Source organism: Streptomyces sp. NPDC096324, assembly GCF_044763015.1.
Taxonomy (GTDB): Bacteria; Actinomycetota; Actinomycetes; order Streptomycetales; family Streptomycetaceae; genus Streptomyces.
Genome location: NZ_JBIWFK010000001.1, coordinates 298,952 through 324,361 on the forward strand (window position 1 = coordinate 298,952; position 25,410 = coordinate 324,361).

Sequence of the window (25,410 nt, forward strand, 5' to 3'; positions counted from 1 at the left end):
CCTCCCCGGCGGGCGACGTTGATGTCGGATTCTCGCCAGCCCCGCCCTCCGGGGTGCCTGATGCTTGAGGCATGCAGAACGGGATGCACACGGACACGGAACGCTGCGTGCGTGCCGTCCAGTCCAAGGACGCGCGTTTCGACGGATGGTTCTTCACCGCGGTGACGACGACGGGGATCTACTGCCGGCCGAGCTGCCCGGTCGTGCCGCCCAAGCCCCGGAACATGACCTTCTATCCGAGCGCCGCCGCCTGCCAGCAGGCCGGATTCCGGGCCTGCAAGCGCTGCCGCCCGGACACCAGCCCCGGCTCACCCCAGTGGAACCACCGCGCCGACCTGGTGGCCCGCGCGATGCGGCTGATCGGCGACGGAGTCGTCGACCGCGACGGTGTACCGGGCCTGGCCGCCCGGCTCGGCTACAGCACCCGCCAGATCGAGCGGCAGCTTCTCGCCGAGCTGGGCGCGGGACCCCTGGCGCTCGCCCGCGCCCAGCGTGCCCAGACGGCCAGGCTGCTCATCGAGACGACACCGCTCCCGATGGCCGAGATCGCCTTCGCCGCCGGGTTCTCCTCGATCCGAACCTTCAACGACACGGTCCGCGAGGTCTTCGCGCTGTCCCCGAGCGACCTGCGCGCCCGGCTGCCCAGGAGCCGGGCCGGGGTCACGGCCGCAACCCCGCGCACGCCGGGGGTCCTGAACCTCCGGCTCCCCTTCCGCGCCCCGCTCAACCCCGACAACCTCTTCGGACACCTCGCCGCCACCGCCGTACCCGGGGTGGAGGAGTGGCGCGACGGCGCGTACCGGCGGACCCTGCGGCTGCCGTACGGGCACGGCGTCGCCGGTCTGACACCGAGGCCGGACCACATCGCGTGCCGGCTGACCCTCAGCGACCTGCGCGACCTGTCCGTCGCCATCAGCCGCTGCCGCCGCATGCTGGACCTGGACGCCGACCCGGTGGCGGTCGACGACCAGCTCCGCACGGACCCGCTGCTGGCACCGCTGGTCGACAAGGCCCCCGGCCGCCGGGTGCCGCGCACGGTCGACGAGGCCGAGTTCGCCGTACGGGCGGTGCTGGGGCAGCAGGTCTCCACGGCCGCCGCGCGGACCCACGCCGCCCGCCTGGTGACCGCGTACGGCGATCCGGTCGAGGACCCCGAGGGCGGCCTCACCCACCTCTTCCCCTCGCCGCGGGCGCTCGCCGCGGTCGACCCCGAGTCCCTCGCGATGCCCCGCACCCGGCGCACGACCTTCACCACCCTGGTGGGCGAACTCGCCGACGGAACACTTCATCTGGGGGTGGAGAGCGACTGGGAACAGACGAGGGCCCGGCTTCTCGCGCTCCCCGGATTCGGTCCCTGGACCGCCGACGTGATCGCGATGCGCGCCCTCGGGGACCCGGACGCCTTCCTCCCCACCGACCTCGGAATCCGGCGCGCCGCGCGGGAGTTGGGGCTCCCGTCCACGCCTGCCGCGCTGACGGCCCGTGCGGCGGCCTGGCGTCCCTGGCGGGCGTACGCGGTCCAGTACCTGTGGGCCACGGACAGCCACCCCATCAATTTCCTGCCGGCGCCGGGCGGCGCCCCGCACATCCCGGACGTCAAACGCACCGCACGCATCTCACGCACCGAGGACGCCCAGTGAAACGGCACACGGTCATCGACAGCCCCTACGACCCCCTCACGCTCGTCGCCGACGACGACGGCGTCCTGTGCGGCCTCCACATGGTCGCTCAGCGCCACCGTCCGCCGGAGGAGACCTTCGGCGAGCGCGACGACACCCTTTTCGACGAGGTGACCGAGCAGCTCAACGCCTATTTCAAGGGCGAGTTGAAGGAGTTCACCGTCGAACTGCGCCTGATCGGGACGCCCTTCCAGCGCAGTGTGTGGGACCAACTGCGGCAGATCCCCTACGGCGAGACCCGGTCGTACGGCGAACTCGCCGAAGCCCTGGGCAACATGGGCGCCTCCCGCGCGGTCGGCCTCGCCAACGGCAGGAATCCGATCGGGATCATCGTGCCCTGCCACCGGGTGATCGGCGCGGGCGGCAGCCTCACCGGCTACGGCGGCGGCCTGGACCGCAAGCGGCAGCTCCTGGATCTCGAGAGCGGATCGGCACTCTTCTGACCGGCGGCGGTCCGTGCCGGCCGGTGATCGAAACGTGTTGGCAACAGAGCGCAACCCATGGGGAGTTGACAGAGTCTGAACAGCCATGAAGATCTCCTTTCTGCTCCACAACGCCTATGGGATCGGGGGCACGATCACCACCACCTTCAATCTGGCCCGTGCGCTCGCCGCGCGGAACGAGGTGGAGATCGTCTCGGTGCTGCGGCACCGCGAGCGGCCGACGCTGTCCCTGGATCCCCGCGTCTCGTTGCGGTCGCTGGTGGATCTGAGGCAGGACAAGGAGCATCCGTCGCATCTGAGACCGGCCAGGGTGTTCCCCCGAGCCGAGTACCGGTACCGGCAGTACAGCGAGTTGACCGATGAGCGGATCGGCGCGTGCCTCGCGGAGACCGACGCCGACGTCGTGATCGGGACCAGGCCGGGGCTCAACGTGCATCTGGCCCTCCAGACTCCGCGGCACGTCGCGCGCATCGGCCAGGAGCACCTCACCCTGGACAACCATCCGCCCCGGCTGCGTTCCGCCCTGCGCCGGGCCTATCGCCGGCTCGACACGCTCACCACGGTGACCGAGGCGGACGCCGCCGCCTACCGGCGCAAGGTGCGGATGCCCGGAGTCCGGGTGGAGGCCCTTCCGAACAGCGTGCCGGAATCCGTGCTGTCACCCGCCGACGGCGCCGCCAAGGTGATCATCGCGGCAGGTCGTCTGGTCCCCGTCAAACGGTACGACCTGATCGTCGAGGCCTTCGCCGTGGTCGCCGCCGAACACCCCGACTGGCGGTTGCGCATCTACGGCAAGGGCGCGGAGCACGAGCGGCTGCGGCGGCTCGTCGGGGACCTCGGCCTGTACGACAGGGTCCTCCTGATGGGCGCGGCCACCCCCATGGAGGCCGAGTGGGTCAAGGGCTCGATCGCGGTGGCGGCCTCCGACTACGAGGCGTTCGGCATGACCATCATCGAGGCGATGAGCTGCGGCCTGCCGGTGGTGAGCACCGACTGCCCGCACGGACCGGGCGAGATCATCGAGGACGGCGTGGACGGCCGGCTCGTACCGGTCGGCGACCGCGACGCGCTGGCCGAAGCGCTGCGGGGACTCGTCCGCGACGACGAGTGGCGCCTGCGTGCGGGCCGCGCGGCCAGGAAGAACGCGCGGCGCTTCGCTCCGGGCCCCGTCGTCACCCAGGCGGAACGCCTGTTCGCCGAGGCCGTGTCGGCGAGACGGGAGGGCCGGCCGGTGCTCCGGGAACGCTCCGCCGCGTGCCGCGTCCTGGCCGGCCACGGCTTCGCCCTGCGCGACGTGGCGCACAGCGCCGCCGACGGCGCGCTGCGCACCCTGAGGAGGCAGAAGTGAGCACGGACCCGGAGACGCAACCCCACGTCGGCTGCTCGATCGGCGCGGACGGCCGGATCACCTTCGACCTGCCGCCCGGGTCACCCGAAGGGCAGCGGCTGCTGCTGGGACTGCGCCCGAAGAAGGGACAGCCCGAAGAGACCGTCCACGTACTCGACTTCGAGCCCGCCGGTGAACGCCGGTGCGCGGTCCTCGACGCGCACCCCGTTCTCGCCGAGGGCCGCTGGGACGCGTACCTGCTCCCGGAACCGGGAGCCGAGCGGCAGCGTCTGCGCGCCGGTCTGCGCGATCTGCGGGCACTCGTCGACGGACACCGTCGGCACCGGCCGTCCCCGGTCGCCGTCCGGATCCCGTACATGACCAAGGACGGCCACCTCGCGGTCCGCGCCTGGCTGCGCACCACCCACGTGGAGGCCGAGGCCGTCGACGTCACCGGTCGCTCGATGACGGTCAGGGCACGCCTGCACGGCGTCTCGCTCCAGGAGGGAGCCGTCGTGAGCCTGAGGCTGCGGGGTGCCGGTGCCACCGCCCGCACCGTGGAGCCGCGGGCCGAGGACGAGGGACGAAGCCTCTCCTTCACCGTCGACTACGCGGAACTGGCCGGCGGGACACCGTCGGGGGCCGGCGTCTGGGACGTCTTCGTCCGTCCCGCGGCCCAGGCACCCCGGATACGCGTCGGCCGCCTTCTCGACGACCTGGCGGACCGCAAGGAGATCGTCGTCTACCCGACGGCCGATGTCGGCGGTGCCGCCCTGCGCCCCTACTACACCGTCGACAACGACCTCTCCGTGGAGGTGGGCGCGAACGCATGACCTGTATGGCGCACCGCGGTCTGCCTCCCGGGTGACCCCGGTGGCGTGGCCCCGCGATCGCTGATGTCTGTACGAAGGGGAGAGCAGGCAGAAAGCGGGAGATCATGGAGCGGAAGCACAAGCGCCTCGCGACGCGCCGCGCCGCCGGGGTGGCCGGAGTGGTGTTCGCCGTCCTGACGGCCGCCGCGATCGCACTCGTGCGCACCGCTCTGCCCGGTGGCGGGGACGACGTGACCCTCGACGCCGGACAGCGCGGTGGCCTGCGGACGGCGCTGGAGCTGGTGCCGTTCGCCGGGATCGCGTTCCTGTGGTTCATGGGTGCCCTCCGCGAGCAGGGCGGCCGGGCCGAGGACCGGTTCGTCGCCACCGTGTTCCTGGGCAGCGGCGTGGTCTTCGTCGCCACGCTGTTCGGCGCCGCCGCGGCGGCCGGGACCGTGCTCGGCGACGGTACGCGGGACTCGACCTTCGGCAGCCACTTCGCGTACGCCCTGCTGACCACGTACGCCATGCGCATGGCGGCGGTGTTCATCATCGCGACCTCGACCATCGGCCGCCGTCTGGGCGCCCTCCCGCGCCCGCTCGTCGCCATCGGCTACCTCGCGGGACTGACCCTGCTCGTGGCGGGATCGGGCGTGCCGTGGTCCGAGATGGTCTTCCCTGCCTGGGCGCTGCTGCTCAGCCTGAACATCCTGTGGGGCCGGCCTCCCGCCGCGGCACGGAAGGCCACCCCCGCCTGACCTTCCCGGCACGGAGGTCGCCCCGGGCCCTCAGAGTCGGCCCGCTGCCGCGGTCCGGTCCGGCCCTGACGCTCACTCGAACGGTCTTCCCCTCGTCGCGGCTTCCCGTCAGGTCACCGACAGTGGTCGCAGGAGGGGTGAACGGGCCATTGGAGAGGACCGATCCCGTGGTAAGGATTGCCGTCGATCTGAACCGGTGTCAGGGGTACGCGCAGTGCGCGTTCCTCGCCCCCGAGATCTTCGCCATGCACGGCCAGGAGGCCCTGCTGTACGACCCGGACGCCGACGACGCGCACCGCGAGAAGCTGGATCGGGCCGCCGCGGCCTGCCCCGTGCAAGCCGTCCTCGTCGACGCCGTCGAACCCGGCGCGGTGGAACCCGGTGGCGCGGAGGCCGACGGCACGGAAAGCGCCGCGGACGTACCGGCCGAGGCGGTGTCCGGTGCCCGCTGACGGATCCCTGGAACGGCTCAGGCGCGACGGCCGCATCGTCGTCGTCGGCGCTTCGCTGGCCGGGCTGCGGGCCGCCGAAACCCTGCGGGACAAGGGCTTCGCCGGGTCCCTGACCCTGATCGGCGACGAGCCCTGCGAACCGTACGACCGGCCCCCGCTGTCCAAGCAGGTGCTGCTCGGCAGGGCGAGCGCCGAGCGCACCGCGCTGCCCAGGCTCCGGGCCGTCGACGCGACCTGGCGGCTCGGCACTCCGGCCACCGGACTGGACATGGCCGCCGGACGAGTGCGCCTGGCCGACGGGGACGAGGTGCCGTACGACCGGCTCCTGATCGCCACCGGCACCCGGGCGCGACCGTGGCCGCACGAGGAGGAGGCGGACCTCGACGGCGTCTTCGTGCTGCGCGGCCGCGACGACAGCGCCGCCCTCGCGCGGCGCCTCGACGCGGGCCCCCGGCGGGTCCTGGTCATCGGGGCCGGATTCACCGGCTCCGAGATCGCCTCCGCCTGCCGCGAACGCGGGATCCCCGTCACCGTCGCCGAACGCGGTGCGGGGCCCCTGGTCGGCGCGCTCGGCGGGGTCGTGGGCGCGGTCGCCGCCGAGATGCACCGCGAGCACGGGGTGGACCTGCGGTGCGGGGTCGAGGTGACCCGCCTGGAGGGCGACGCCTCGGGAAGGGTGCGCGCCGCCCATCTGTCCGACGGCTCGACCGTCGAGGCCGACGTGGTGATCGTCTCGCTCGGCGCCCTCCGCAACACCGAGTGGCTCGCCGGGTCCGGACTCGGCGCCGGACCCCGTGGCATCGCCTGCGACGCCGGCTGCCGCGCCTTCGACATCCGCGGGATCGTCACCGACGACATCTACGCGGCCGGCGACGTCGCCCGCAGCCCGCACGCCCTGTTCGGCTACCAGTTCCTCTCGCTCGAGCACTGGGGCAACGCCGTCTCACAGGCCCGGATCGCGGCGCACAACATGCTCAGCGAGAGCAGCGACCGGCTGCCCCACCTGGAGGTGCCGGCGTTCTGGTCCTCGCAGTTCGGCATCAACATCAAGTCCGTCGGGATCCCGTCGATGGGTACGGAGATCCTCATCTCCCAGGGCTCACTGGCGGACCACCGGTTCCTCGGCGTCTACGGCTACCAGGGCCGAGTCATCGGCGCCGTCGCCTTCGACCACGGCCGGTGGCTGCCGTTCTACCAAGAGCTGATCGAGACCACCGCGCCCTTCCCGCCGCCGTTCGCCACGGTCGACCGGCGCCCGGACGGACAGCGGCCGCTCGACGCGGACTTCCCCGACCCCTCGGTCCCCACCCACGGCCCCACCGTGACCCTCAGCGGATACTCGCCCGCCGACCGCCGGATGACGTTCACCCCGGCGCACTGACCGCACGGCCACGAGGACTCTAGGACCCGCCATGACGCCATCCCTGCTGCACCAGATCCTGGACTACGCGAACCGGGCCGACCCGTACCCGATCTACAAGGAGCTGCGGAAGACCCCGGTCCACCACGAGGGCGACGGGCCGTACGTGGTCAGCACGTACTACGAGATCCGGAGCCTGCTGCATGATCCCCGGATCAGCTCCGACGCCCGCAACCTGGCATCGAACACGGCCGATCCGCTGGCCTCGGAGGCGCCCGCGCAGGAGAGCACCCTCCCGCCGGGCTTCCTGAAGCTCGACCCGCCGGAGCACGACCGGCTGCGGCGCATGACGAACCGCCCCTTCGGCCCGCCGCACTCACCGCACCGGGTCGACGGGATGCGCGGAGAGCTCCGCGACATCGTCACCGGTCTCATCGACGGCATCGGCGACCCGGAACGGATCGACCTGGTCGAGCAGTTCTCGTATCCCTTCCCGGTGACGGTGATCTGCCGGCTGCTCGGCGTGCCGCGCGAGGACGAGGCGCGCTTCCACGTCTGGGCGGACACCCTCGCCGCCAGCCTGGACCCCGACCCGGACGCCGGTACCGCCCAGCGGGGCGAGGACACGCAGGACGCCCGGATGCAGTTGGGCATGTACCTGGCCGGCCTGATCGAGGAACGCCGCAAGAACCCCGGCGAGGACATGCTCTCCCAACTGGCCACGGCCGAGGGGGAGGACGGTCCCATGACCACGATGGAACTGCTCAGCACCGCGGCGCTGCTGCTGATCGCCGGGCACGAGACCACGGTCAACCTGATCACCAACGGAATGCTGACCCTGCTGCGCAACCCCGGCGTACTCCAGCGGCTGCGCGCCGATCCGCGGCTGGCCGTGCCCATCGTCGAGGAGCTGCTGCGCTTCGAACCGCCGGTGCAACTGGTGCCGCAGCGCACCGCCCTAGCCGACATCGAGGTCCGCGGGGTCACCATCCCCAAGGGCGCCCCCATCTGGCTGGTCCTCGCGTCGGGCAACCGCGATCCCCAGCGCTTCGAGGACCCGGACCGCTTCGACCCGGACCGCAAGGACATCCAGCACCTCGGCCTGGGCAGCGGCATCCACAGTTGCTTCGGCGCACCGCTGGCCCGGCTGGAGACCCAGTTCGCCCTGGCGGAACTGGCCCGGAGACTGGAGAACCCCCGCCTGCTGGAGGAGGTCCCCCCGTACCGCCGGAACGCCGTACTGCGCGGCCCGCGCCACCTCTCCATCACCTGCGACGGGATCCGCCCCTAGGGCCTGTCTGACCTGGTGCCGGCTAGTCGCGGTCGCCCCGGCCCAGGGTGTCCTCCAGCCAGTCGAAGACCACCTCGCAGTGCTGTTGCGGCGCCATCGGCGAGCAGTGCAGCTGGGCACCGGTGGCCGCCCGCATCAGCCGGAACTCCTTCCGGGTGCGCAGCAGTTCGAAGAACTCGCGTGGCTGACCCGGGTAGAAGAGCTCGTCGTCGTAGTCGAGGACCAGTGTGGGGCACTTGATGCGGCCCACGATCCGGGTGATGTCGAGTGCCATGATCCGCTGGGCCGGTGTCCAGAAGTCGGTGAAGAGCCGGCCCTGCCGGGCGGCGAGCATCGCCGGGATCGAGAAGGGCTCGATCCGCTTCTTGAGGACGAACTGCTCGGACGGCGTCAGCCCGGGGGCGACCTCCTCGTTCCAGATACGGTTGGTCTCCGCCTTGTCCGGCGTCACGATGTCCCGAAGCTCCGCCGGGAAGCCCAGCCACGGGGAGAGGCAGCCCGGCAGCGCGGCCAGAGCGGCGATCCGGTGCTCGAAGGCCGCGGCGCGTGGTGCGAGGTCACCGCCCATGGAGAGGCCGGTCAGCGCGATCCGACGGGCGTCGACGTCCCCGCGGCGCTCCAGCCAGTCCACGAGCGGCGAGACCACCTGCTCCCAGCGCGGGCTGAAGACGAGTTGGTCGACGAAGAGCAACTGGCCCTGGCCCGGGCCGTCGTACACGAGCGCGTTCCAGCCGCGGGCGAGCGCGGCGGAGACCCCGTAGGTCCACATGTCGACGTTCGGGCCGTCGCTCCCGTTCGTGAGGATGACGGTCGGCCGGGGTCTTCCCGAGTCGTCGGGGCGGAAGAACCAGACGGGAATCGAGGTCCTGCCCTGGTACGGGACCTGGTCGGTGATCGCCGCCGGCGTGCACAGCCGCGCGAAGGTGTCCCAGGACCGGCGCCCCGCCAGATAGAGCCTCTTCTCGTCACCCGGGGTCTCCGAGCCGAGCACGAAGAACAGCGCCTGCCCGTAGTACTGGGCGGCGCGCAGCGAGTGGGCGCGGTGCGTCTGCTCGTGAGGCGAGACGGTGGTCGTCAGCCGGTCGCCCCAGCGGCGGAACTCCGCGGTGTAGGTCTGCTCGCTCGCCCCGGCGGCGTTGATGGCGTTGACGGCGGTCAGCACCTCCCCGACCTCGGCCGCGCCGAACCCGGCGCCCCCGAGCGCGAGCAGCGCGTTGAAGTTGAGCCCCGGGTCCGTGAACAGCTGCATGGCACCGGGCGTCGGCGACGCGTCGGCTGCGGGAGCCGGGGCCGAACGGCGGCCGTCACGCTCCGTCGCGAACGCCGGTGCCGAGCTCGCCGGGGCGGCTGCCGCCGCGGACAGCGCGACCGCACCTGCCCCTGCCGCGAGCCCGGCGAGCGCGCCCCGTCGGGTGAGCGTCTGCGCATGGTCTGTGAACGCGTTGGTCATGAGACCGAACGTAGGAGCAGGCCTCGCCACCCACCGGCCCGCCGCTCCCGACGGTACTTCGAACGGACCCCTGGGAGCGCGGGAACGGCCTCCGGCGCAGCGACATCGCGGCCGGACGGGGCTTCGTGGCTATCGGCTCGCCGCGTGCAGCCGGCGCAACAGCTCCGGCAGGGCCGTGCCGATGGGTTCGCGGACGATCTCGTCGGCGAGTTCGTCGTACGGGGTCGGCTCGGCGTTGGCGATGACGAGCCGGGCTCCGTGGTCGGCGGCCACAGCCGCGAGGCCCGCCGCCGGCTGGACCTGGAGACTGCTGCCGACGGCGATGAAGATCTGGCAGGCCTTGGTGATCGCGGCGGCTTCGCCGAGGACGACGGGGTCGAGCCGTTCGCCGAACATCACGGTCGCCGGCTTGAGGATCCCGCCGCACGTCAGGCACGCCGGGTCGCCCTCCCCGGCGTCGACGCGGGCGAGCGCGTCCTCCATGGGCGTCCTGGCGTGACAGCGGGTGCACACCACCGCCCGTGCGGTGCCGTGCAGCTCGAGGACCTTGCGCGCGGGCATCCCGGCGAGCTGGTGCAGCCCGTCCACGTTCTGCGTGATCACCCGTACCGGGGTCCCGGACTTCTCCAACTCGGCGACGGCCCGGTGCGCGGCGTTGGGCTGTGCCTGGAGCGCACCGTTCTCGCCCCGCATCAGCCAGGCCCGGCGCCGGATCTCCGGATCACCCATGTAGTAGTCGTACGTGACGAGCTTCTCGGCCTCGGGATCCTTCCGCCACAGCCCGTTGGGCCCGCGATAGTCGGGGATCCCGGAGTCGGTGGAGATGCCCGCCCCACTCAGGACGGCGACGAGTGGCCTGTTCATGGCATGAAGGTACGGCGCTCGCCCGCCGGGAGCGACGGGATATCCGGGCGGGACACGGAGAGTCGCGGATGGGGACCGGGAGGAGGAACATCGGACTCACGGAGACAGAGTGGTGGTTATGGGGACGCCTTCGATGCATTTCAGCGAGAGTCCGGAGGATCCGTTCGCCCTCGGGCATGCCGCTTCGGCCGTGCTCGACGATCACGGCACAGTGGTCGGCTGGAGCGCACGTGCGCAGGAGGTGCTGGGCTACCCGGCCAAGGAAGTGATCGGCCGGCCGTGGCGGGACCTCCTGGTCGACGCCTGTGACCTGCCACTCGCGCGGTCCGTCGTCGTGGACGCCATGAGGGCGGGGGGCTGGTTCGGCGTCCTGCCGGTCCGGCACCACGACGGACGGCGTGTGGAGATGGGTTTCCGGGCGCGTGCGATCACCCGCGACGGAGATCGCCAGGAGTGGTTCCTGGTCGGTGCCCCCGCCGCGGAGGTCGTCGCCTGGCAACGGGACCGTGCGCTGCTGGACGGCCTGTACCACCGGTCCCCGATCGGTCTGGCCATCCACGGACCCGACCGGAAGGTGATCCGGGTCAACCGCGCGATCGAGAAGGCGAGCGGCATCACGGCCCAGGCACCGGTGGGCCGTAGTTCCGGTGAGTTCCTGGTCGACGAGGACGCGGGTCCGGCCGAGGAGCGGGTACGCCATGTCCTGGAGACCGGCGAGCCGTTGATCTTCACGGAGCAGTCGGCGCGCACACGCCACGCCCCGGGCCGGGAACGGATGGTGTCCGTCTCCGCGTTCCGGATGGAGGACTCCTCGGGCCGGGTCCTCGGCGTGGCGGAGACGATCGAGGACGTGACCCAGCGCTACCGGGCCCGCCGCAGGCTCACTCTGCTGAACGAGGCGAGCGCCCGCATCGGCACCTCACTGGACGTGACGCAGACGGCCCGGGAACTGGCCGAGGTGGCCACCTCCGGCCTGGCCGACTACTGCTCGGTGGACCTCCTGAGGCCGGTGACCCTCGGTGATGAACTGCCCCTGGACATGGCGGGTGCGCTCCTGCGCGTGGCCTTGTCGCCCGCGGAACCACGCGTCCCGTTCCAGGAGGGCGAGGTGGTCCCGCTCCTTCCGGAGTCGCCGCAGGCGCGGTGCCTGGCCGAGCGCCGCCCGATTCTCGAACGGCTGCTGTCCCTGCGCCCCGAGTGGTACGCCACGGACCGGCGGCGGATCGAGGTCGCCCTGGGTCTCGGCGTTCATTCCCTGATCGCCGTGCCGTTGATGGCACGCGGTCTGGTGCTGGGCGTAGTGAGCCTGTGGCGAGTGGGCCATTCCGAGCCCTTCGAGGACGACGATGCCGCGGTGGCCCATGAGTTCTCCTCGCGCGCGGCCGTCTGCATCGACAACGCGCGCCGCTTCACCCAGCAACAGAGCGCCGCTCTGACGTTGCAGCGCAGTCTGCTGCCGGGCACGGTGTCCGACCTGCCGGCCGTCGAGGTGGCCTGCCGGTATCTGCCGGCGAGCGGTGAACCGGGCATCGGCGGTGACTGGTTCGACGTGATCCCGTTGTCGGGGGCCCGAGTCGCCCTCGTCGTGGGAGACGTGGTCGGCCACGGAATCCACGCCGCGGCCTCGATGGGGCGCCTGCGCGCCGCCGTGCGCACCCTGGCCAGCCTCGACCTCGAACCGGACGAGGTGGTGGCCCGACTGGACGATCTGGTCAGTCTGCTGGCCGCCGAGATGGAGACGAACGCCGAGGGCAACCAGTCGGCGATCGAGCAGGTGCTCGGGGCCACGTGCGTCTACGCGGTCTACGATCCCGTCTCCCGGCACTGCTCCCTGGCACGCGCCGGCCACCCGGCACCCCTGGTCTCCACCCCGGACGGCCGGGTGACCGTGCTCGACCTGCCCGCGGGTCCACCGCTCGGCCTGGGCGGACTGCCCTTCGAGATGTACGACGTCGATCTCCCCGAGGGCAGCGTGCTCACGCTCTACACCGACGGCCTCCTGGAGGCGCGCGACGGCGACGTCGATGCCGCGATCGAGGGTCTGGGGGAATGCCTCGCCCACAGTGCCGATCCTCTGGAGCGCATCTGCGACGGGGTGGTCGAAGCGCTGCTGCCCACGGACCGCCGGCCCACCGACGACATCGCGCTGCTCATGGCCCGTACCCGGGTGCTGCCGCCGGAGAATTTCGCCACCTGGCACCTGCCCCTGGAGGCGACCGCCGCCGCCCGCGCCAGGGAGCAGGTCACGGCGAAGCTGGCCGAATGGGGGCTGTCGGACATGGCCTTCACCACCGAACTGGTAGCCAGCGAGCTCGTCACCAACTCCTACCGGTACGCGGACGGCCCCGTCACCCTGCGCCTCATCCGTACGCAGTGCCTGATCTGCGAGGTGTCCGACGCCAGCCACACCTCCCCCCACCTGCGAAGGGCCCTCAGCACGGACGAGGGCGGCCGCGGGCTCTTCCTGGTCGCGCAGCTCACCGAGCGGTGGGGCACCCGCTACAGCCACGACGGCAAGACGGTCTGGACGGAACAGCCTCTCCCGCCCTCCTGACCGGACAGGGCCTCCACGGCTCCGGCGGGTTCAGGCACTGCCCGAGGCGAGATACGCGCGTCTTCTGGCCATCCGGGCCGTGGAAGCGTGAAAGGTGATTCCCGACTGGCGTGAACCGAGGGTCACCTCGAAGACCTCCGCCCGCACGGTCATGTCGATACTTCCTGCGGCGGTGGCGTCCCATCCGGTGACCCGAAGTCCCGTCACCCCCGCGAAGACCAGGTGGAACTCGAAGGCGTTGAAGCCCTTCTCTCGCCATTCCGCAGGATTCGCAGAGCGTGTGTCCGTCCCAGGTGAAGGTGATTTCCTCCAGGACGCGCTCTTCGGCGGGGGCCAGGCGCTGCTTGGCGACGCGCCGCCCCAACGGGTCGTACCGGTAGCGCCACCGGGTGCCGTCGGGGGTGACGACGGAGGTCAGGCGATCCTCTGCGTCCCAGGTGTAACGCCAGGTATCCGGTTTACGGGAGAGGCGGGACTTCTGGCGCAGCACGATACGGCCTGCCGCATCGTGTTCGAAGCGGACGCTGCCGGCGCGCAGGATGCGGCTGCCTGCGTACACGCGAGGTCCCGTGGCGTCATGGTGAGGGTGAGTTGCAGGCCAGTCGGCGAACGTCTGGTTACCGGCGTCGTCGTAGGCGTACCGTTCCGTCCAGTTCTCGGCGCGGACCGCGGTCACGCGTCCCGCGGAGTCGAGGTCGATGTTCCGGGTGCCTTGCGAGCCCTCGATCCGGGCCAGTGCGCCGTCCGGGCGGTACGAGAAGGCGCGATGCTGGATCACACCCGCTTCGCCGACCAGGCTCTGCTCGGTGAGCCGGCCGACGGTGTCGAACGTCTGCGCCAGGGCGAGCGCGTCGCCGAACCGGTAAGCAGTCTCACGGCCGACCCCGTCACGCTCGAAGCCGATCGCGTGCCCGGAAACGGTGAGTTCGGCCGGCCGTCCGCCCACGTCGTATGTCCATGCGCTGGTGGCGCCCGATGGCGTGGTGCGGAGGGTACGGCGGCCCAGAGCGTCGTACGCGTATCGCAGAGAGCGGCCGTTCACCGTCTCCGACAGGCGTTTGCCGCCTTCGTCGAGTTCCAGCGCGAGCGTGGTGCCCGGTCCCGTCGCGCCGACGAGCCGACCGGATGGCGCGTAGGTGAAGGTCGTGAGCCGGCCTTCGGTGTCCTTGCTTGTCATCTGGCCGAGCGGGTCGCGTTCATAGCGCACGGTCTCGCCGAGAGCATTGCTTCGGCTCAGGAGCCGGCCCGCGGCGTCATGGGTGTAGGTGCGGGTGCGGTCGTCGAAGTCGATCTCCGCGACGAGGTGGCCCACGGAGTCGTAGCGATAACTCCATTCGAGACCGGTCGAGTTGATTACTCGTGTGAGGCGTAGCTCGCTGTCGTGGACGAACTCGTGCCGGACGCCGTCGGGGCCGGTACGCGCGGCGACGAGGTCGAAGTGCGTGTACTCGAACGACGTGACCGAGCCGATCGGATCCGTGTGTTCGACGCAGTTGCCCTCGCCGTCGTACGTCCACGTCTCGACGGCACCGTCCGCCGCGGTACGCCTCAGAGGCCGCCCCTCGACCGTCCACTCGAGCCGTGTCGTCGCGCCGACCGCGTCGACCATGGTGACCACACGCCCGAAGGAGTTCCGTTCGTAGCGAGTGACGGCGCCGGCCCGGTCCGTCACGGTCAGCGGGAGCCCCGCCGCGTCGCACCGCATGCGCGTGGCGGCGCCCAGGGCATCGGTGAGTCCGGTCAGACGTCCGTGGCCGTCGTACGAGAATCGCGTGACGGCTCCGGATGCGTCTGTCACCGCAGTGCGGTTGCCTCGCCGGTCGTACTCCTGGCGCCACACCGCGCCACCTGGCAGCGACACGGCCACCGGATGACCCAGATCGTCGTACTCAGTCCTCGACCCGTGCTCCCGGTGAATCCGAAGGCTTGTACGAGATGGACGGGATTCCGGAACTGACGCCCTGGCGCACGGCGACGGTCCGGGCCCACCTTCGGTAGGTGAGGTGAAGTGGGCCGTGCGGAAGGGGTGTTGGCCGGGCGACGGACCGGTCGGCGGGGAGCGGGACCCTGGTGCCGGGCAGCGCGGGTTGCGCCATGAGGGTGGAGATCGCGCGTCCACCCGGAGGGTTTCCGGAGCCCGGTGCGCGGGCCACGCAGGAACGGCGGATCCCGTGGGTACGCTCGCGCCCCGACGGCAGAGTCCCAGGGGCAGGGCCAAAGCCAGGGCGACGGCATGGGCGAGGGACGGCCACGGCACGGGCCTCGGTGCGGCTGCTCGCGGTGCCGGCCGTCACCCAGTCGTCCCACAACAGCACCCCGCCGAACGCACGTAGGAGAAGACCCATCACCGAGCCGAAGTCCGAGGAGACCGGGCCCGCTCCGGGGGAGCGGTCCGGCGAGGCCGAGTCCCCGCCGGACAACCAGCCCATGGAGGCCGAGCAGCTCAGGAACATGCTGGTCCAGCCCGCCTACCGGCGGGCGCTGGTGTTCTGCGCCGTGATCGGCGTCCCGGTCTCGCTCGCAGCGTTCTGGTTCCTGGTGCTCCTCCACGAGCTGGAACATCTGATGTGGGAGCAGTGGCCGCACGATCTAGGGTGGTCGGACCCGCCGTGGTGGTGGCCGCTTCCCCCGATGCTGCTGGCCGGGGTGCTGGTGGGCCTGATCGTGCTGTGGTTCCCGGGCCGGGGCGGACACATCCCGGCTTCGGGCCTGCACGCCGGCGGGACGTCCACATCCGCTCTGCCGGGCGTCGCGCTCGCCGCGCTGGCCAGCCTTCCGCTGGGAGCCGTGCTCGGCCCCGAGTCGCCGCTGATCGCCCTCGGCGGAGGTCTCGCGCTGCTGTTCCGGGATCTCGTACGGGCTCCCGCGACCCCGGCGGGCACGGCGCTGCTCGGTGCCGCGGGCGCCGCCGCGGCCATCTCGGCGATCTTCGGCAGCCCCCTGGTCGCCGCCGTGCTGCTCATGGAGGTCGCCGGTGTGGGCGGACCGCAGCTGTTCGCGGTGATGCTGCCCGCGCTGCTGGCCAGCGGAGTCGGCGCCATCGTGTTCACCGGGTTCGGCAGCTGGACCGGACTCCAGACCGGCAGCCTCAGGATCGGGATCCCCGCGCCCTCGACCCTGCACACCGGGGACGTGGTCTGGTCGGTGCTCATGGCGGTCGTCATCGGGTTCGGCGTCCACTGGATCATCGTGGGCGGCCGCTACGCGGCCCGTGCCGTGTCCGCTCACACGATGCGGACCACGGTGCTGTGCGCGCTCGGCGCCGGCGGCTGCGCGGCGCTCTACGCGGCCCTCACCGGGCGTTCACCGGCCGAGGTGGCCCTGTCCGGTCAGACCACCCTCTCCCAGCTCGCCGCCCACCCGCACGCGTGGTCGGTCGGCAGCCTCGTGGCCGTCGTGCTGCTCAAGTCCGCCGCGTACGCGCTGTGTCTGGGCACCCTCAGGGGGGGGCCGGTGTTTCCCGCGCTGCTCCTCGGCGGTGCGACGGGCGCCCTGCTGGCCCCGCTCCCGGGGTTCGGCGTGGCGGCGGCGATGGCGTCGGGCATGGCCGCCGCGTCCGCCGCCGCGCTCAGGCTGCCGGTGAGCTGTGTCGTGCTGGTCGTGCTCCTCGTGGGCAACTCGGGAACGGTGCCGGTGATCGTGCTCGCCGCCGTCGTGTCCTTCGTGACCGTGGAACTGCTTCCGCAGGGCCCGGACATCCCGCCGTTCAGGGCCGCGGCCCGTCGAGCGCCTCGTCCAGCGTCGTCGCGGCCATGATGAGGGAGAGATGGGTGAACGCCTGCGGGAAGTTGCCCAGTTGCTCCCCGCTCGGGCCGATCTCCTCCGCGAACAGGCCGACATGGTTGGCGTACGTCTGCATCTTCTCGAAGGTGTAGCGGGCCTGGGGGAGCCGTCCCGCGCGGGCGAGCGCGTCGACGTACAGGAAGGTGCAGAGGCTGAACGTCCCCTCCGAGCCGCGCAGTCCGTCCGGGGAGGCCTCGGGGTCGTAGCGGTAGACGAGGCTGTCGGAGACGAGGACGCGCTCCATCGCGTCCAGGGTGCGCAGCCAGCCGGGGCTCCGCGCGAAGACGAAGCCGACGCGGGGCGCCAGCAGCAGGGAGGCGTCCAGGACGTCACCGCCGTAGTGCTGGACCATCGCCTGACCCGTGTCGTCCCAGCCGCGCGCCATGACCTGTTCGAAGATGTCGTCCCGCGCCTTCGTCCAGCGGGCCGTGTCGGCCGGTCTGCTGAAGTCCGCGGCCAGCTTCAGACCCCGGTCGAAGGCGGCCCAGCACATGACGCGGCTGTAGGTGAAGTCCTTGCGCCCGCCCCGGGTCTCCCAGATGCCCTCGTCCGGGCGGTCCCACGAGTCCGCGAGCCAGTCGAGGATGCCGCTCAGCGCCTTCCAGCCGTGGTAGCCGCCCTGTTCACCCACCGCGCGGTCCTCGGCCAGCGCGTAGAGGGCCTCGCCGTAGATGTCGAGCTGCAACTGGCCGGCGGCCCCGTTCCCGGCGCGTACGGGATACGACCCACGGTAGCCCTCGAAGTGCTCCAGGATCTCCTCCGCCAGATGCGGGTCGCCGTCGACCCGGTACATGATCTGAAGGGGCTCGTCCTCCGGTCCCTCACGCTCCTGGAGGCGCTGGCCCAGCCAGCGCGTGAAGTGGGTCGCCTCCTCCACGAAACCGAGGTCGAGCAGGGCCCGCACCGACAGTGAGCCGTCCCGCACCCACGTGTACCGGTAGTCCCAGTTGCGCTCACCGCCGATCTGCTCGGGCAGTCCCATGGTGGCGGCGGCGACCGGCGCTCCGGTCGGGGCGTACGTCAGGAGCTTGAGGGTGATCGCGGAGCGGTGAACCATCTCCGTCCAGCGGCCTCGGTAGTTCGAGGTGCGGACCCACTTCTGCCAGAAGTCGACGTTGCTCCAGAGTTCCTCGGTGAGTCCGTCGAGGGTGGGCGGCGGCGGGGCCTCGCCGCCCGGCCCGCACACCGTGAACACGACGGCGGCCGCCTCGCCGTTCCGCAGGGTGATGCCGCCCCGGACGTCGTCGCCGTCGCGTTCGAGCGGGATGTTGCCCTGGAGGTACGCGGTCGCCACCGGGGACCTGAACGCCGCCGTACGGGGGGTGATGTCGAGTTCGTGGCTCGCCCGCGCGTAGTCGAACCGCGGCCGGCACTCCAGACCGAAGCGCACGGTGCCGCGCACCGAGCGGACGATGCGCACCAGACTGTGCCGGTCGCTCGGCGTCGGGCCCGGGAGGACCGGCATGTGATCGAGGACTTCGCCCACGCCGTCCGGGGACATGAACCGGGTCACCACGACGGCGGTGTCCGGGTAGTAGAGCTGCTTCCAGGTGCCCTCGGGGTGTTCGGGGGCCAGACGGAAGTATCCGCCGCCGTCGTGGTCGAGCAGCGAGGCGAAGACGCTGGGGGAGTCGAAGCGCGGTGCCGCGAACCAGTCGATCACTCCCTGGGACGACACCAGGGCCGCTGTCTGCAGGTCCCCGACCAGGCCGTGCTCGGCGATGGGCGGATAGCGATCCATGCGGGTCTCCTTGTCGGGCCGGAAAGGCCGGAGGGGCCGGAGGGGCCGGAGGGGCCGGAGGGGCCTGAAGAACCGGAAGAACCGGAAAGGACGAGGGCCGGGCGGGTCGGGCAGGGCGTGGTGTGGCGGGAGGAGCTGCGCCCGGGGTCAGGCCGCTTCGGCCTTGACGCGCCCCGAACGGACGGCGTCGACGAGTGCCCGGTGGTCCTTCTCGTTCTGGTCCGCGTACGCCTCGGCGAACGGGACGAGCGCGCGGTCGAAGACGTCGCCCCCGCCCAGATAGGAGGCGATGGCGATCCGGTCGCCCGACCTCGCGTGCGCGCGGGCCAGCGTGGCACCGCACAGCTCGCCGAAGGCCCGCATGCCCGCCGGCACCATCAGCTCGGGTTCCGCGATGCCCTTCCAGTCCCGCAACTGCCGTACGTAGAAGTCCCGTCGGCGGCCGTCGATGCCCTCGGCCCGCTCCCAGCCCAGGAAGATGTCGCTGGTGGCCTGCATGAGCCGCTGGCCGGCGACCACGCGCTCGCCCTGGGTCCGGTACTCGCTCGCGCCGGCGTAGGGCGCCAGCACCGACTCGTCCGCCTCCTTGGCCTGCAGCAGCAGCGGATCCGAGTCGTCCCGGCCGAGCATGAGGATGATCCAGCAGCGGGTGCCCACACTGCCGACCCCGACCACCTTGCGGGCGGCGTCGGCGAACCGGAAATGCTCCAGCAGGAACCGCCGGTCCGAGTTCAGACTCCGCCCGTAGCTCCCGATCAGCCGGCGGAGCTGCTTCTCCAGAGCACCGCGTTCGAGGTCGGGAAGCAGGTCATGCAGCGGCACGACGAGCGGGGGATCCGCGGCGATCAGGGTGTTGCCGTCGACCACGTGCGTGAGCTTGTTGAACGCCTGGAGGCTGTCCCGGCTGCGCGCCTTGTCGGTCGTCTTCTTCCAGCGGTCGCGGGCCCACGAGCCCAGCTCTCCCGCGATGTGGGTCCGCACCCAGTCCTCGTCGAAATGCGTGTACCAGACAGGCAGATTGCCCAGCCCGGCGAAACGTCTCATCCACTCGCGGTACGACCGCACCGTCGTACGGACGATGCCGGCACGCTCCTTCGCGCTGTAGCCGTTCGCCCGCCCGGCGATGACGAAGCTCGCGGACAGCCGCTTGACGTCCCACTCCCAGGGGCCGGGCAGCGTCTCGTCGAAGTCGTTGATGTCGAACATCATGCGGCGCTCCGGCGAGGCCAGCAGCCGGAAGTTCAACATGTGCGCGTCACCGCACAGTTGCGCCCGGATCCCGGACCGGGGGGTGCCGGCGAGGTCCGCGGCCATGATGGCGGCGGCCCCGCGGTAGAAACGGAACGGCGACTCGGTCATCCTGCCGTAGCGGATCGGTACGAGCTCGGGCACCCGGGTCGCGGACTGCGCCTCCACGATGTCCACCGGGTCGGGCCGCTTCGGCGAGGGGGCGAAGTCGGCATGGCTGGAGCGCGGCACGGCGGACCGGGCGGCCTTGCCGAGCGCGGCACGCTCCGCCGGGGTGTGGTGCGGATGACGGCTGGCGGCCGGATGCTTGGGGGTCATGGGGGACGCTCCCGCGATGTGGTCGCCGAGGCGGCTGGCGCCGGTTGGCGCCCGGCGGTCGACTCCGCCGGTCACCGTCCTCGGATCGTGGTCGGGCCCGCCCGTGGAGGGGCGTCCGGCCCGGATCACCAAGGTAACTCTGGGCGATTTGTCCGGCGAGTTGAGCTAATCGGGCGAGCCCAGCCGGCGGGCCATCGCGGGTTCCCGGGCGATGACGGCGCTGACGGTGATGCCCGCGGGGATGACGACGCACAGTCCGATCAGCCAGGACAGCACGGTGAAGACCGCGCCCAGCGATCCGTGGCGCTCCAGGCTGTGGTTGAGCGCCTTGGGCACGTACAGCTTGGCGACCACCGACAGCCCGGTGAGGGCCACCCCGGTCAGGATCGCCCCGGGCAGCAGCGGCGGCCAGGGGACGCGGCCCGCGAGCAGCAGATGCTGGGTCCACCACCAGACACCGACCTCGGTGACCAGGAGCAACGGGATACCTGGCCAGGAGCCCACACCGAATCCGGTGCGCAGCGGTCCCTGCAACGCGATGACGACGAGCATGGTCACGATCCACACGAACCGGCGCCAGACGGCGAGGCGCGCGCTCGCGCCCGGCAGCCGCCAGGCGCGCCGGCACAGCCGCTGCATCGCCCTGCTGCACGCGGTGGCGGAGAGCAGCACCATCAACAGGCTGACCACCCCGACGCTCTGGCGCAGGCTCGCGGAGCTCGCCCCGGCCACCTTCTTCAGTCCCTGTTCCGCGGCGCCGGTGATGCCGAGGATGTGCCGTCCGCCCAGGCCGCGAGCCCCGCGGCACGGGCGGCGTTGGGCCGTACGGGGAGGGTGCCGTCCGGTCGTACGGGGAGGTGCCGGGCTTCGATGTGCCGGGCGGGGCATCGGATTTGTGGACGCGCGTGGGGGAGGTGACGATGGGGGCATGCGCGACACCGCGGCGCTCGGCCGCGCGAGACCACGCGGGGGCCGTGATGGTCCTTGACCTGCTTCTCATCGCTCTGGCGATCGCGCTCGACCCCCTGCCGGTCACCGGATTCGTGCTGGTGCTCTCCGCGGACAGGGGAATCTGGAAGGGCCTCGCCTTCATCCTGACCTGGCTGGCCTCCTTCGTCGCGATCATCGCCGCCGTACTCCTCATGACCGGCGGCGAGCCACCGGCCCCCCACTCGGCGCCCTCCACGGCGGCGCTGGCCGTCAAACTGGCCATCGGCGTCGGACTCGTGCTCTACGCGGAACGCAGACGGCGCAACCTCGGCAAGCGGCCGAAGTCCTCCGGTTTCATGTCCCGGATCGAACACATCTCCGCCTGGACGGCGGCCGGCCTGGCGCTGCTGCTCCAGCCGTGGGGCATGATCGCGGCCGGAGCCTCCACCGTCGTGGACGCGAACCTCAACCACGCCGCGTCGTACGCGGCCCTGATGGGCTACGTCCTGCTGGCCAGTTCCAGCATCCTGGCGATGGAGCTCTACGCGACGTTCTCCCCGCGGTCGGCCCGCATCCGGCTCGGGAAGCTGCGTGCCTGGATGGAGCGGCACCAGGACCAGGCGCTGGTGTCGCTGTTCCTGTTCCTGGGACTGTGGCTGGTCGGCAAGAGCATCTACCAGCTCACCGCGTGAACCACCCGGACCGGACCCCGAACCCGAACCACCCGACCACCCGAATCACTCGAACGGCTCCCTCACCGGCGGCTCGCGGAGGCGCCGTACCGAAATGCGGCCGCTTCCGACCGGTGCTGCAATGGCATGGACCAGGGGCAGGGCAAAACCATGACCACGCAGGGGTGAAGCCGTGAGCGAAGATGAATTCGTCGAGATGGGACCGATCGACTATATCGTCGTGGAGTTTCCCGGTAACCGAATGACCGGTGAGGGACTTCCGATCCTGGTCGATCTGGTCGACCGCGGCGTCATTCGGATTCTCGACCTTCTGTTCGTGAGAAAGGACGAGGACGGGTCCGTGGTCGGCATGGAGGTCGCCGACTTCGACGGCGACGGAGCCCTCGACCTCGCCGTGTTCGAGGGCGTGTCCTCCGGTCTGCTCGGCGAGGACGACATCGCGGAGGCCGGGAAGGCGCTGGAGCCCGGGAACTCCGCCGGAATCCTCGTCTACGAGAACCTGTGGGCGGCGCCCTTCGCCGCCGCGCTGCGCCGCGGCGGCGCCCAGCTCGTCGCCTCCGGACGCATTCCGGTGCCGGCCGTGCTGGCCGCGCTCGAAGAGACGGACGCCTGAGGCCGGACCTCGCGCCGAACGGCCGTCGGGGGGCCCCCCCCCCCCGGGGGGGGGGGCCCCCCGCCCGGCGTGCCCGGGGGGGGGGGGCGGGCCCGGGGGCGCGGCGGCGGCCCCCCCCGCCACCCCGCCCCCCGCCCCCGCCACCCCCGCCGCCCCGCCGGCCGCCCGCCCCCCCCCCCCGGCCGCCCCCCCCCGACGGCCGGAGATTCCGGGGAGGTCGTGCGCGGCTACGCGGTACGGGCGGCGTCCCGGCCGGATCCGACGCACAGCGCCCAGATGACGAAGGCGTCGATGGCGATCAGCACGCTGGCCCACACCGGCGAGTACGGCAGCCACATGAAGTTGGCGACCATGGCCAGTCCCGCGAGCGTGATGCCGACGACCCGGGCCCACAGCATGCCGCGGAACACGGCGACGCCGGCGAGGACGACCAGGACGCCGAGGGTGAGGTGGATCCATCCCCAGCTCGTGAGGTTGAAGGTGTAGACGTAGTTGCCGGTGGTGACGAACACGTCGTCCTGGGCGATGGCGGCGATGCCCTGGAATATCGCCATCGCCCCTCCGAAGATCATCATGACTCCGGCGAAGGCGGTCCAGCCGGACACCCACGCCCCGGAACCCCCGGCGGTCTCCTGTCGGTGATGCGTACCCGTCGTAGCCATTGCGAGCTCCTCCCGCGTAGACCTCGCCACTGACCGGGCGACGGTCGGTGGCCCACTTTTCAGCTTGCCACGGGAATGACGGACCGGCAGATCATCGAAAAGCGCTCCCGGCGGCGACGAGATCGACGTGCGGGGAAACGGGTTCGGTGCTCCAATGGTTCTGCCCGGTGCGCCGAGAGGAATTCGGCGCGCGTTCCATATGCCGTGTGCCGGAAAGGAAACCACCGTGCCAGGTCTCCTCCGCGGGGTCGCCCGCACCGCCGTGGTGGCCGGTACGGCCACCGCCGTCTCCAACCGTGTGTCACGTCGTCAGCAGGGACGATGGGCGCAGCAGGAAGCACAGCAGCAGTACCAGTACCAGGAGCAGCAGGCCCCGCCGCCTCCGCCCGCCGCGCCGGGCGACGAGATGACCAGCAAGATCGATCAGCTCAAGCAACTGGGCGACCTCAAGGCCCAGGGCGTGCTGACCGACGCCGAGTTCGAGGCGCAGAAGGCCCGGATCCTCGGCTGACCCGTACGCCCGGTCGAGGCCCCTCGTCGAGGACCCCTGACGAACCCCGGCGAGGAACCCCGGCTGGGACCGGTTTCGTGAACACCGGCCGACGGCCGGGGGCCCGGCCCCCGGCCGCCGAGGTGTGTCGGGGCCCTGGGCGGCTCGGCCGGTGACCGTTGCCGGTCCGCTGTCGGCCCGCCCGTTCGCCGTTCTCGGTCCGCGCGGTGGTGCTCAGCCCACCCGGTGGCCGTTCTCCAGTTCCGCCGTGCCCGAGCCCTCCGCCAGGACGTCGAGTGCGGTGAGGACGCGACGGCCCGTGGCGCCCGACAGATGGCCCGGCACGTCCTCGCGCGGTACCAGCCGCCAGGACAGCAGCTCGTCCTCCTGCAGCCGGATCGACTTGAGCTCCCGGTCGTCCAGCACCCCGCCGTCGTACAGATAGGCCACCAGCGGCGGGCGCTCCGGTCCCAGGATCCAGTCGACCGCCAGCAGCCGTCCGAGCTCGACGTCGAGCCCGATCTCCTCGGCCGTCTCGCGGCGCGCCCCCTGCCGCGGGCTCTCGCCGTCGTCCGACTCCACGGTCCCGCCCGGGAGCGTCCAGCCGTCGCGGTAGTTCGGTTCGACGAGCAGCACCCGCCCCTCGGCGTCGCGGAAGAGGGCGGCGGCCCCGACGAGGACACGGGGCAGGCCGGCGATATAGGCGGCGTAGTCCGAAGTGCTCACCCCGGAAGCGTAACGAGAAGCCGGCTCAGGCCTCGACCAGCGCGACCGTGCGTGACGCGAGCTCGCTGATCCGTACCCCGTCGAAGCCGAACACCGCGCTGCGGACGGTGTCCTCCAGCGGGTCCTTCCACTGCGGCGGAATCGCCCGCGCACCGCACAGGACGCCCGCGACGGAGCCCGCGGTCGCGCCGTTCGAGTCGGTGTCCAGGCCGCCGCGGACCGTCAGCGTGATGGTGCGGGTGAAGTCGCCGTCGCCGTAGAGCAGCCCGGCGGTCAGCACGGCCGCGTTCGGGACCGTGTGGATCCAGCCCATCCCCGCGGTCTCCTCGGACACGGTGGTGAGCGTGTCCTCCCAGGACATGCGCGTCCCGTGGAGCGCGAGCACCCGGCGTACGGCGCGGGACAGGCGGCTGCTCGCGGGGATCACGGTGAGCGAGGTCTCCAGCGCGTCCCGGACGGAGGGGGCGGTGAAGGCCGCGGAGATCAGCGCCGCCGCCCACATCGCGCCGTACACGCCGTTGCCGGTGTGGGACAGGACGGCGTCACGCCGGGCCAGGGAGGCCGCGCGCGGCGGCATCCCCGGGGACGTCCAGCCGTAGACGTCGGCGCGGATCAGCGCGCCGATCCATTCCTGGTACGGATTCTCGTACGTGGCGGTCACCGGCGGCCTCAGCCCCTGGGCGAGGTTGCGGTAGGCCGCGCGCTCCGCCGTGAACGTCTGGAGATACGGAAGCCGCGTCAGCCACAGGTCACCGACCTGCTCGGTGCTGAACGAGAAGCCGTAAGTCTCCAGCAGGTCGAGTCCGAGGATCGCGTAGTCCACGTCGTCGTCGCGGCAACTGCCGTGGATGCGGCCGCGCACGCACGCGCGCCACTCGGGCCGCAGCTCGAACTCGCCCCCGTCGCCGGCGCCGTCCTCGGGGGGACCGGGGAGATAGTCGGTCAGGGGCAGGGCCGCGGCCCGCCGCAGATAACGGTCGATCCGGTCCCGCGTCCAGTGGTCGCCCTGCTCGACCGGCTTGCCGAGCATGTTGCCCGCGATCCGGCCGAGCCAGCCCCCGAGGACGCGGTCGGCGAGGTCGGTGCCCACAGGGGTCATGGCTCCGGTCTACCCAATTCCGGGCGGTCCCGCAGGCTGGGCGGGGGCATGACGGCGAGGGTCCGCTCCGGTTATGGTCGCAGCGGCGCGACTGCCTTGGTGTGTGCAAGGCCCGGAA

Annotated in this window: 22 protein-coding genes and 1 pseudogene; 13 read left to right on the top strand and 10 right to left on the bottom strand. The window is 71.7% G+C overall.

Annotated features, from left to right (window positions below):
- The first annotated feature begins 71 nt into the window (after window positions 1-71).
- The 8 genes from ACIQ7M_RS01275 (at window position 72) to ACIQ7M_RS01310 (ending at window position 8,122) form a co-directional block, all read left to right on the top strand.
- Window positions 72-1,640 carry an AlkA N-terminal domain-containing protein gene (locus ACIQ7M_RS01275; protein WP_403638540.1) on the top strand — a complete coding sequence of 523 codons (1,569 nt, stop codon included), beginning with the start codon at window positions 72-74 and terminating at the stop codon, window positions 1,638-1,640.
- On the top strand, window positions 1,637-2,122 hold the full coding sequence (locus ACIQ7M_RS01280; protein ID WP_403638542.1) for a methylated-DNA--[protein]-cysteine S-methyltransferase: 486 nt from the start codon (window positions 1,637-1,639) through the stop codon (window positions 2,120-2,122). The genes ACIQ7M_RS01275 and ACIQ7M_RS01280 overlap by 4 nt, the downstream gene beginning before the upstream one ends.
- An 85-nt stretch (window positions 2,123-2,207) precedes the next feature.
- Window positions 2,208-3,470 (top strand): glycosyltransferase family 4 protein, encoded by a 1,263-nt coding sequence (locus tag ACIQ7M_RS01285; protein ID WP_403638544.1) that lies wholly within the window; start codon window positions 2,208-2,210, stop codon window positions 3,468-3,470.
- A complete protein-coding gene (locus ACIQ7M_RS01290) occupies window positions 3,467-4,282 on the top strand; it encodes a hypothetical protein (protein WP_403638546.1) in 816 nt (271 codons plus the stop codon). The genes ACIQ7M_RS01285 and ACIQ7M_RS01290 overlap by 4 nt, the downstream gene beginning before the upstream one ends.
- Before the next feature lie 104 nt (window positions 4,283-4,386).
- Window positions 4,387-5,019, top strand: a complete 633-nt coding sequence (locus ACIQ7M_RS01295) for a hypothetical protein (RefSeq protein WP_403638548.1) — start codon at window positions 4,387-4,389, stop codon at window positions 5,017-5,019.
- A 167-nt stretch (window positions 5,020-5,186) separates the two neighbouring features.
- Window positions 5,187-5,471, top strand: coding sequence for a ferredoxin (locus ACIQ7M_RS01300; protein WP_355767032.1), 285 nt, complete (start codon window positions 5,187-5,189; stop codon window positions 5,469-5,471).
- On the top strand, window positions 5,461-6,852 hold the full coding sequence (locus ACIQ7M_RS01305) for an NAD(P)/FAD-dependent oxidoreductase (protein ID WP_403638550.1): 1,392 nt from the start codon (window positions 5,461-5,463) through the stop codon (window positions 6,850-6,852). Before ACIQ7M_RS01300 ends, ACIQ7M_RS01305 begins: the two co-directional genes overlap by 11 nt.
- A 31-nt stretch (window positions 6,853-6,883) precedes the next feature.
- On the top strand, window positions 6,884-8,122 hold the full coding sequence (locus tag ACIQ7M_RS01310; RefSeq protein WP_403638552.1) for a cytochrome P450: 1,239 nt from the start codon (window positions 6,884-6,886) through the stop codon (window positions 8,120-8,122).
- A 22-nt stretch (window positions 8,123-8,144) separates the two neighbouring features.
- On the opposite strand, the gene ACIQ7M_RS01315 is transcribed toward ACIQ7M_RS01310, so the two are convergent.
- Together ACIQ7M_RS01315 and ACIQ7M_RS01320 are read right to left on the bottom strand one after the other, a co-directional pair.
- Entirely contained in the window at window positions 8,145-9,572 is a 1,428-nt protein-coding gene (locus ACIQ7M_RS01315; RefSeq protein ID WP_403638554.1) for an alpha/beta hydrolase family protein, read from the bottom strand.
- Window positions 9,573-9,701: 129 nt separating this feature from the next.
- Window positions 9,702-10,436, bottom strand: a complete 735-nt coding sequence (locus ACIQ7M_RS01320; protein ID WP_403638556.1) for an SIR2 family NAD-dependent protein deacylase — start codon at window positions 10,434-10,436, stop codon at window positions 9,702-9,704.
- 133 nt (window positions 10,437-10,569) lie between these two features.
- Here ACIQ7M_RS01320 and ACIQ7M_RS01325 point away from each other — a divergent pair, with 133 nt between their 5' ends.
- Complete coding sequence (locus ACIQ7M_RS01325; protein WP_403638558.1) at window positions 10,570-12,990, top strand: SpoIIE family protein phosphatase; 2,421 nt, start codon at window positions 10,570-10,572, stop codon at window positions 12,988-12,990.
- Window positions 12,991-13,020: 30 nt separating this feature from the next.
- Here the strand turns inward: ACIQ7M_RS01325 and ACIQ7M_RS01330 are convergent, their stop codons facing one another.
- Window positions 13,021-13,212: a hypothetical protein gene (locus ACIQ7M_RS01330; RefSeq protein WP_403639219.1), complete on the bottom strand. Its 192-nt coding sequence runs from the start codon at window positions 13,210-13,212 to the stop codon at window positions 13,021-13,023.
- Between the two features lie 163 nt (window positions 13,213-13,375).
- Window positions 13,376-15,247, bottom strand: a pseudogene (locus ACIQ7M_RS01335) (hypothetical protein); the annotation flags it as partial.
- Window positions 15,248-15,441: 194 nt separating this feature from the next.
- On the opposite strand from ACIQ7M_RS01335, the gene ACIQ7M_RS01340 reads away from it, so the two are divergent.
- On the top strand, window positions 15,442-16,746 hold the full coding sequence (locus ACIQ7M_RS01340) for a chloride channel protein (protein ID WP_403639221.1): 1,305 nt from the start codon (window positions 15,442-15,444) through the stop codon (window positions 16,744-16,746).
- Here ACIQ7M_RS01340 and ACIQ7M_RS01345 read toward each other — a convergent pair.
- The 3 genes from ACIQ7M_RS01345 to ACIQ7M_RS01355 all read right to left on the bottom strand — a co-directional run bounded on the left by ACIQ7M_RS01345 (window position 16,697) and on the right by ACIQ7M_RS01355 (window position 20,812).
- Window positions 16,697-18,514, bottom strand: a complete 1,818-nt coding sequence (locus ACIQ7M_RS01345) for a glycoside hydrolase family 15 protein (RefSeq protein ID WP_403638559.1) — start codon at window positions 18,512-18,514, stop codon at window positions 16,697-16,699. The two genes, ACIQ7M_RS01340 and ACIQ7M_RS01345, sit on opposite strands and share 50 nt — an antisense overlap.
- Window positions 18,515-18,661: 147 nt before the next feature.
- Window positions 18,662-20,080 (bottom strand): DUF2252 domain-containing protein, encoded by a 1,419-nt coding sequence (locus ACIQ7M_RS01350; RefSeq protein WP_403638561.1) that lies wholly within the window; start codon window positions 20,078-20,080, stop codon window positions 18,662-18,664.
- A gap of 165 nt (window positions 20,081-20,245) precedes the next feature.
- Entirely contained in the window at window positions 20,246-20,812 is a 567-nt protein-coding gene (locus ACIQ7M_RS01355; RefSeq protein ID WP_403638563.1) for a hypothetical protein, read from the bottom strand.
- Between the two features lie 245 nt (window positions 20,813-21,057).
- On the opposite strand from ACIQ7M_RS01355, the gene ACIQ7M_RS01360 reads away from it, so the two are divergent.
- Window positions 21,058-21,702, top strand: coding sequence for a GAP family protein (locus ACIQ7M_RS01360; protein WP_403639223.1), 645 nt, complete (start codon window positions 21,058-21,060; stop codon window positions 21,700-21,702).
- A 196-nt stretch (window positions 21,703-21,898) separates the two neighbouring features.
- Window positions 21,899-22,315: a DUF6325 family protein gene (locus ACIQ7M_RS01365; RefSeq protein WP_355767072.1), complete on the top strand. Its 417-nt coding sequence runs from the start codon at window positions 21,899-21,901 to the stop codon at window positions 22,313-22,315.
- A gap of 227 nt (window positions 22,316-22,542) precedes the next feature.
- Here ACIQ7M_RS01365 and ACIQ7M_RS01370 read toward each other — a convergent pair whose 3' ends face one another.
- Window positions 22,543-22,977, bottom strand: coding sequence for a hypothetical protein (locus tag ACIQ7M_RS01370; RefSeq protein WP_355775588.1), 435 nt, complete (start codon window positions 22,975-22,977; stop codon window positions 22,543-22,545).
- A 226-nt stretch (window positions 22,978-23,203) separates the two neighbouring features.
- On the opposite strand from ACIQ7M_RS01370, the gene ACIQ7M_RS01375 reads away from it, so the two are divergent.
- Window positions 23,204-23,488 carry an SHOCT domain-containing protein gene (locus ACIQ7M_RS01375; RefSeq protein ID WP_355775589.1) on the top strand — a complete coding sequence of 95 codons (285 nt, stop codon included), beginning with the start codon at window positions 23,204-23,206 and terminating at the stop codon, window positions 23,486-23,488.
- Between the two features lie 213 nt (window positions 23,489-23,701).
- On the opposite strand, the gene ACIQ7M_RS01380 is transcribed toward ACIQ7M_RS01375, so the two are convergent.
- Window positions 23,702-24,193: an NUDIX domain-containing protein gene (locus tag ACIQ7M_RS01380; protein ID WP_403638566.1), complete on the bottom strand. Its 492-nt coding sequence runs from the start codon at window positions 24,191-24,193 to the stop codon at window positions 23,702-23,704.
- Window positions 24,194-24,218: 25 nt separating this feature from the next.
- Window positions 24,219-25,292: an ADP-ribosylglycohydrolase family protein gene (locus ACIQ7M_RS01385; protein ID WP_403638568.1), complete on the bottom strand. Its 1,074-nt coding sequence runs from the start codon at window positions 25,290-25,292 to the stop codon at window positions 24,219-24,221.
- Window positions 25,293-25,410: the final 118 nt, after the last annotated feature.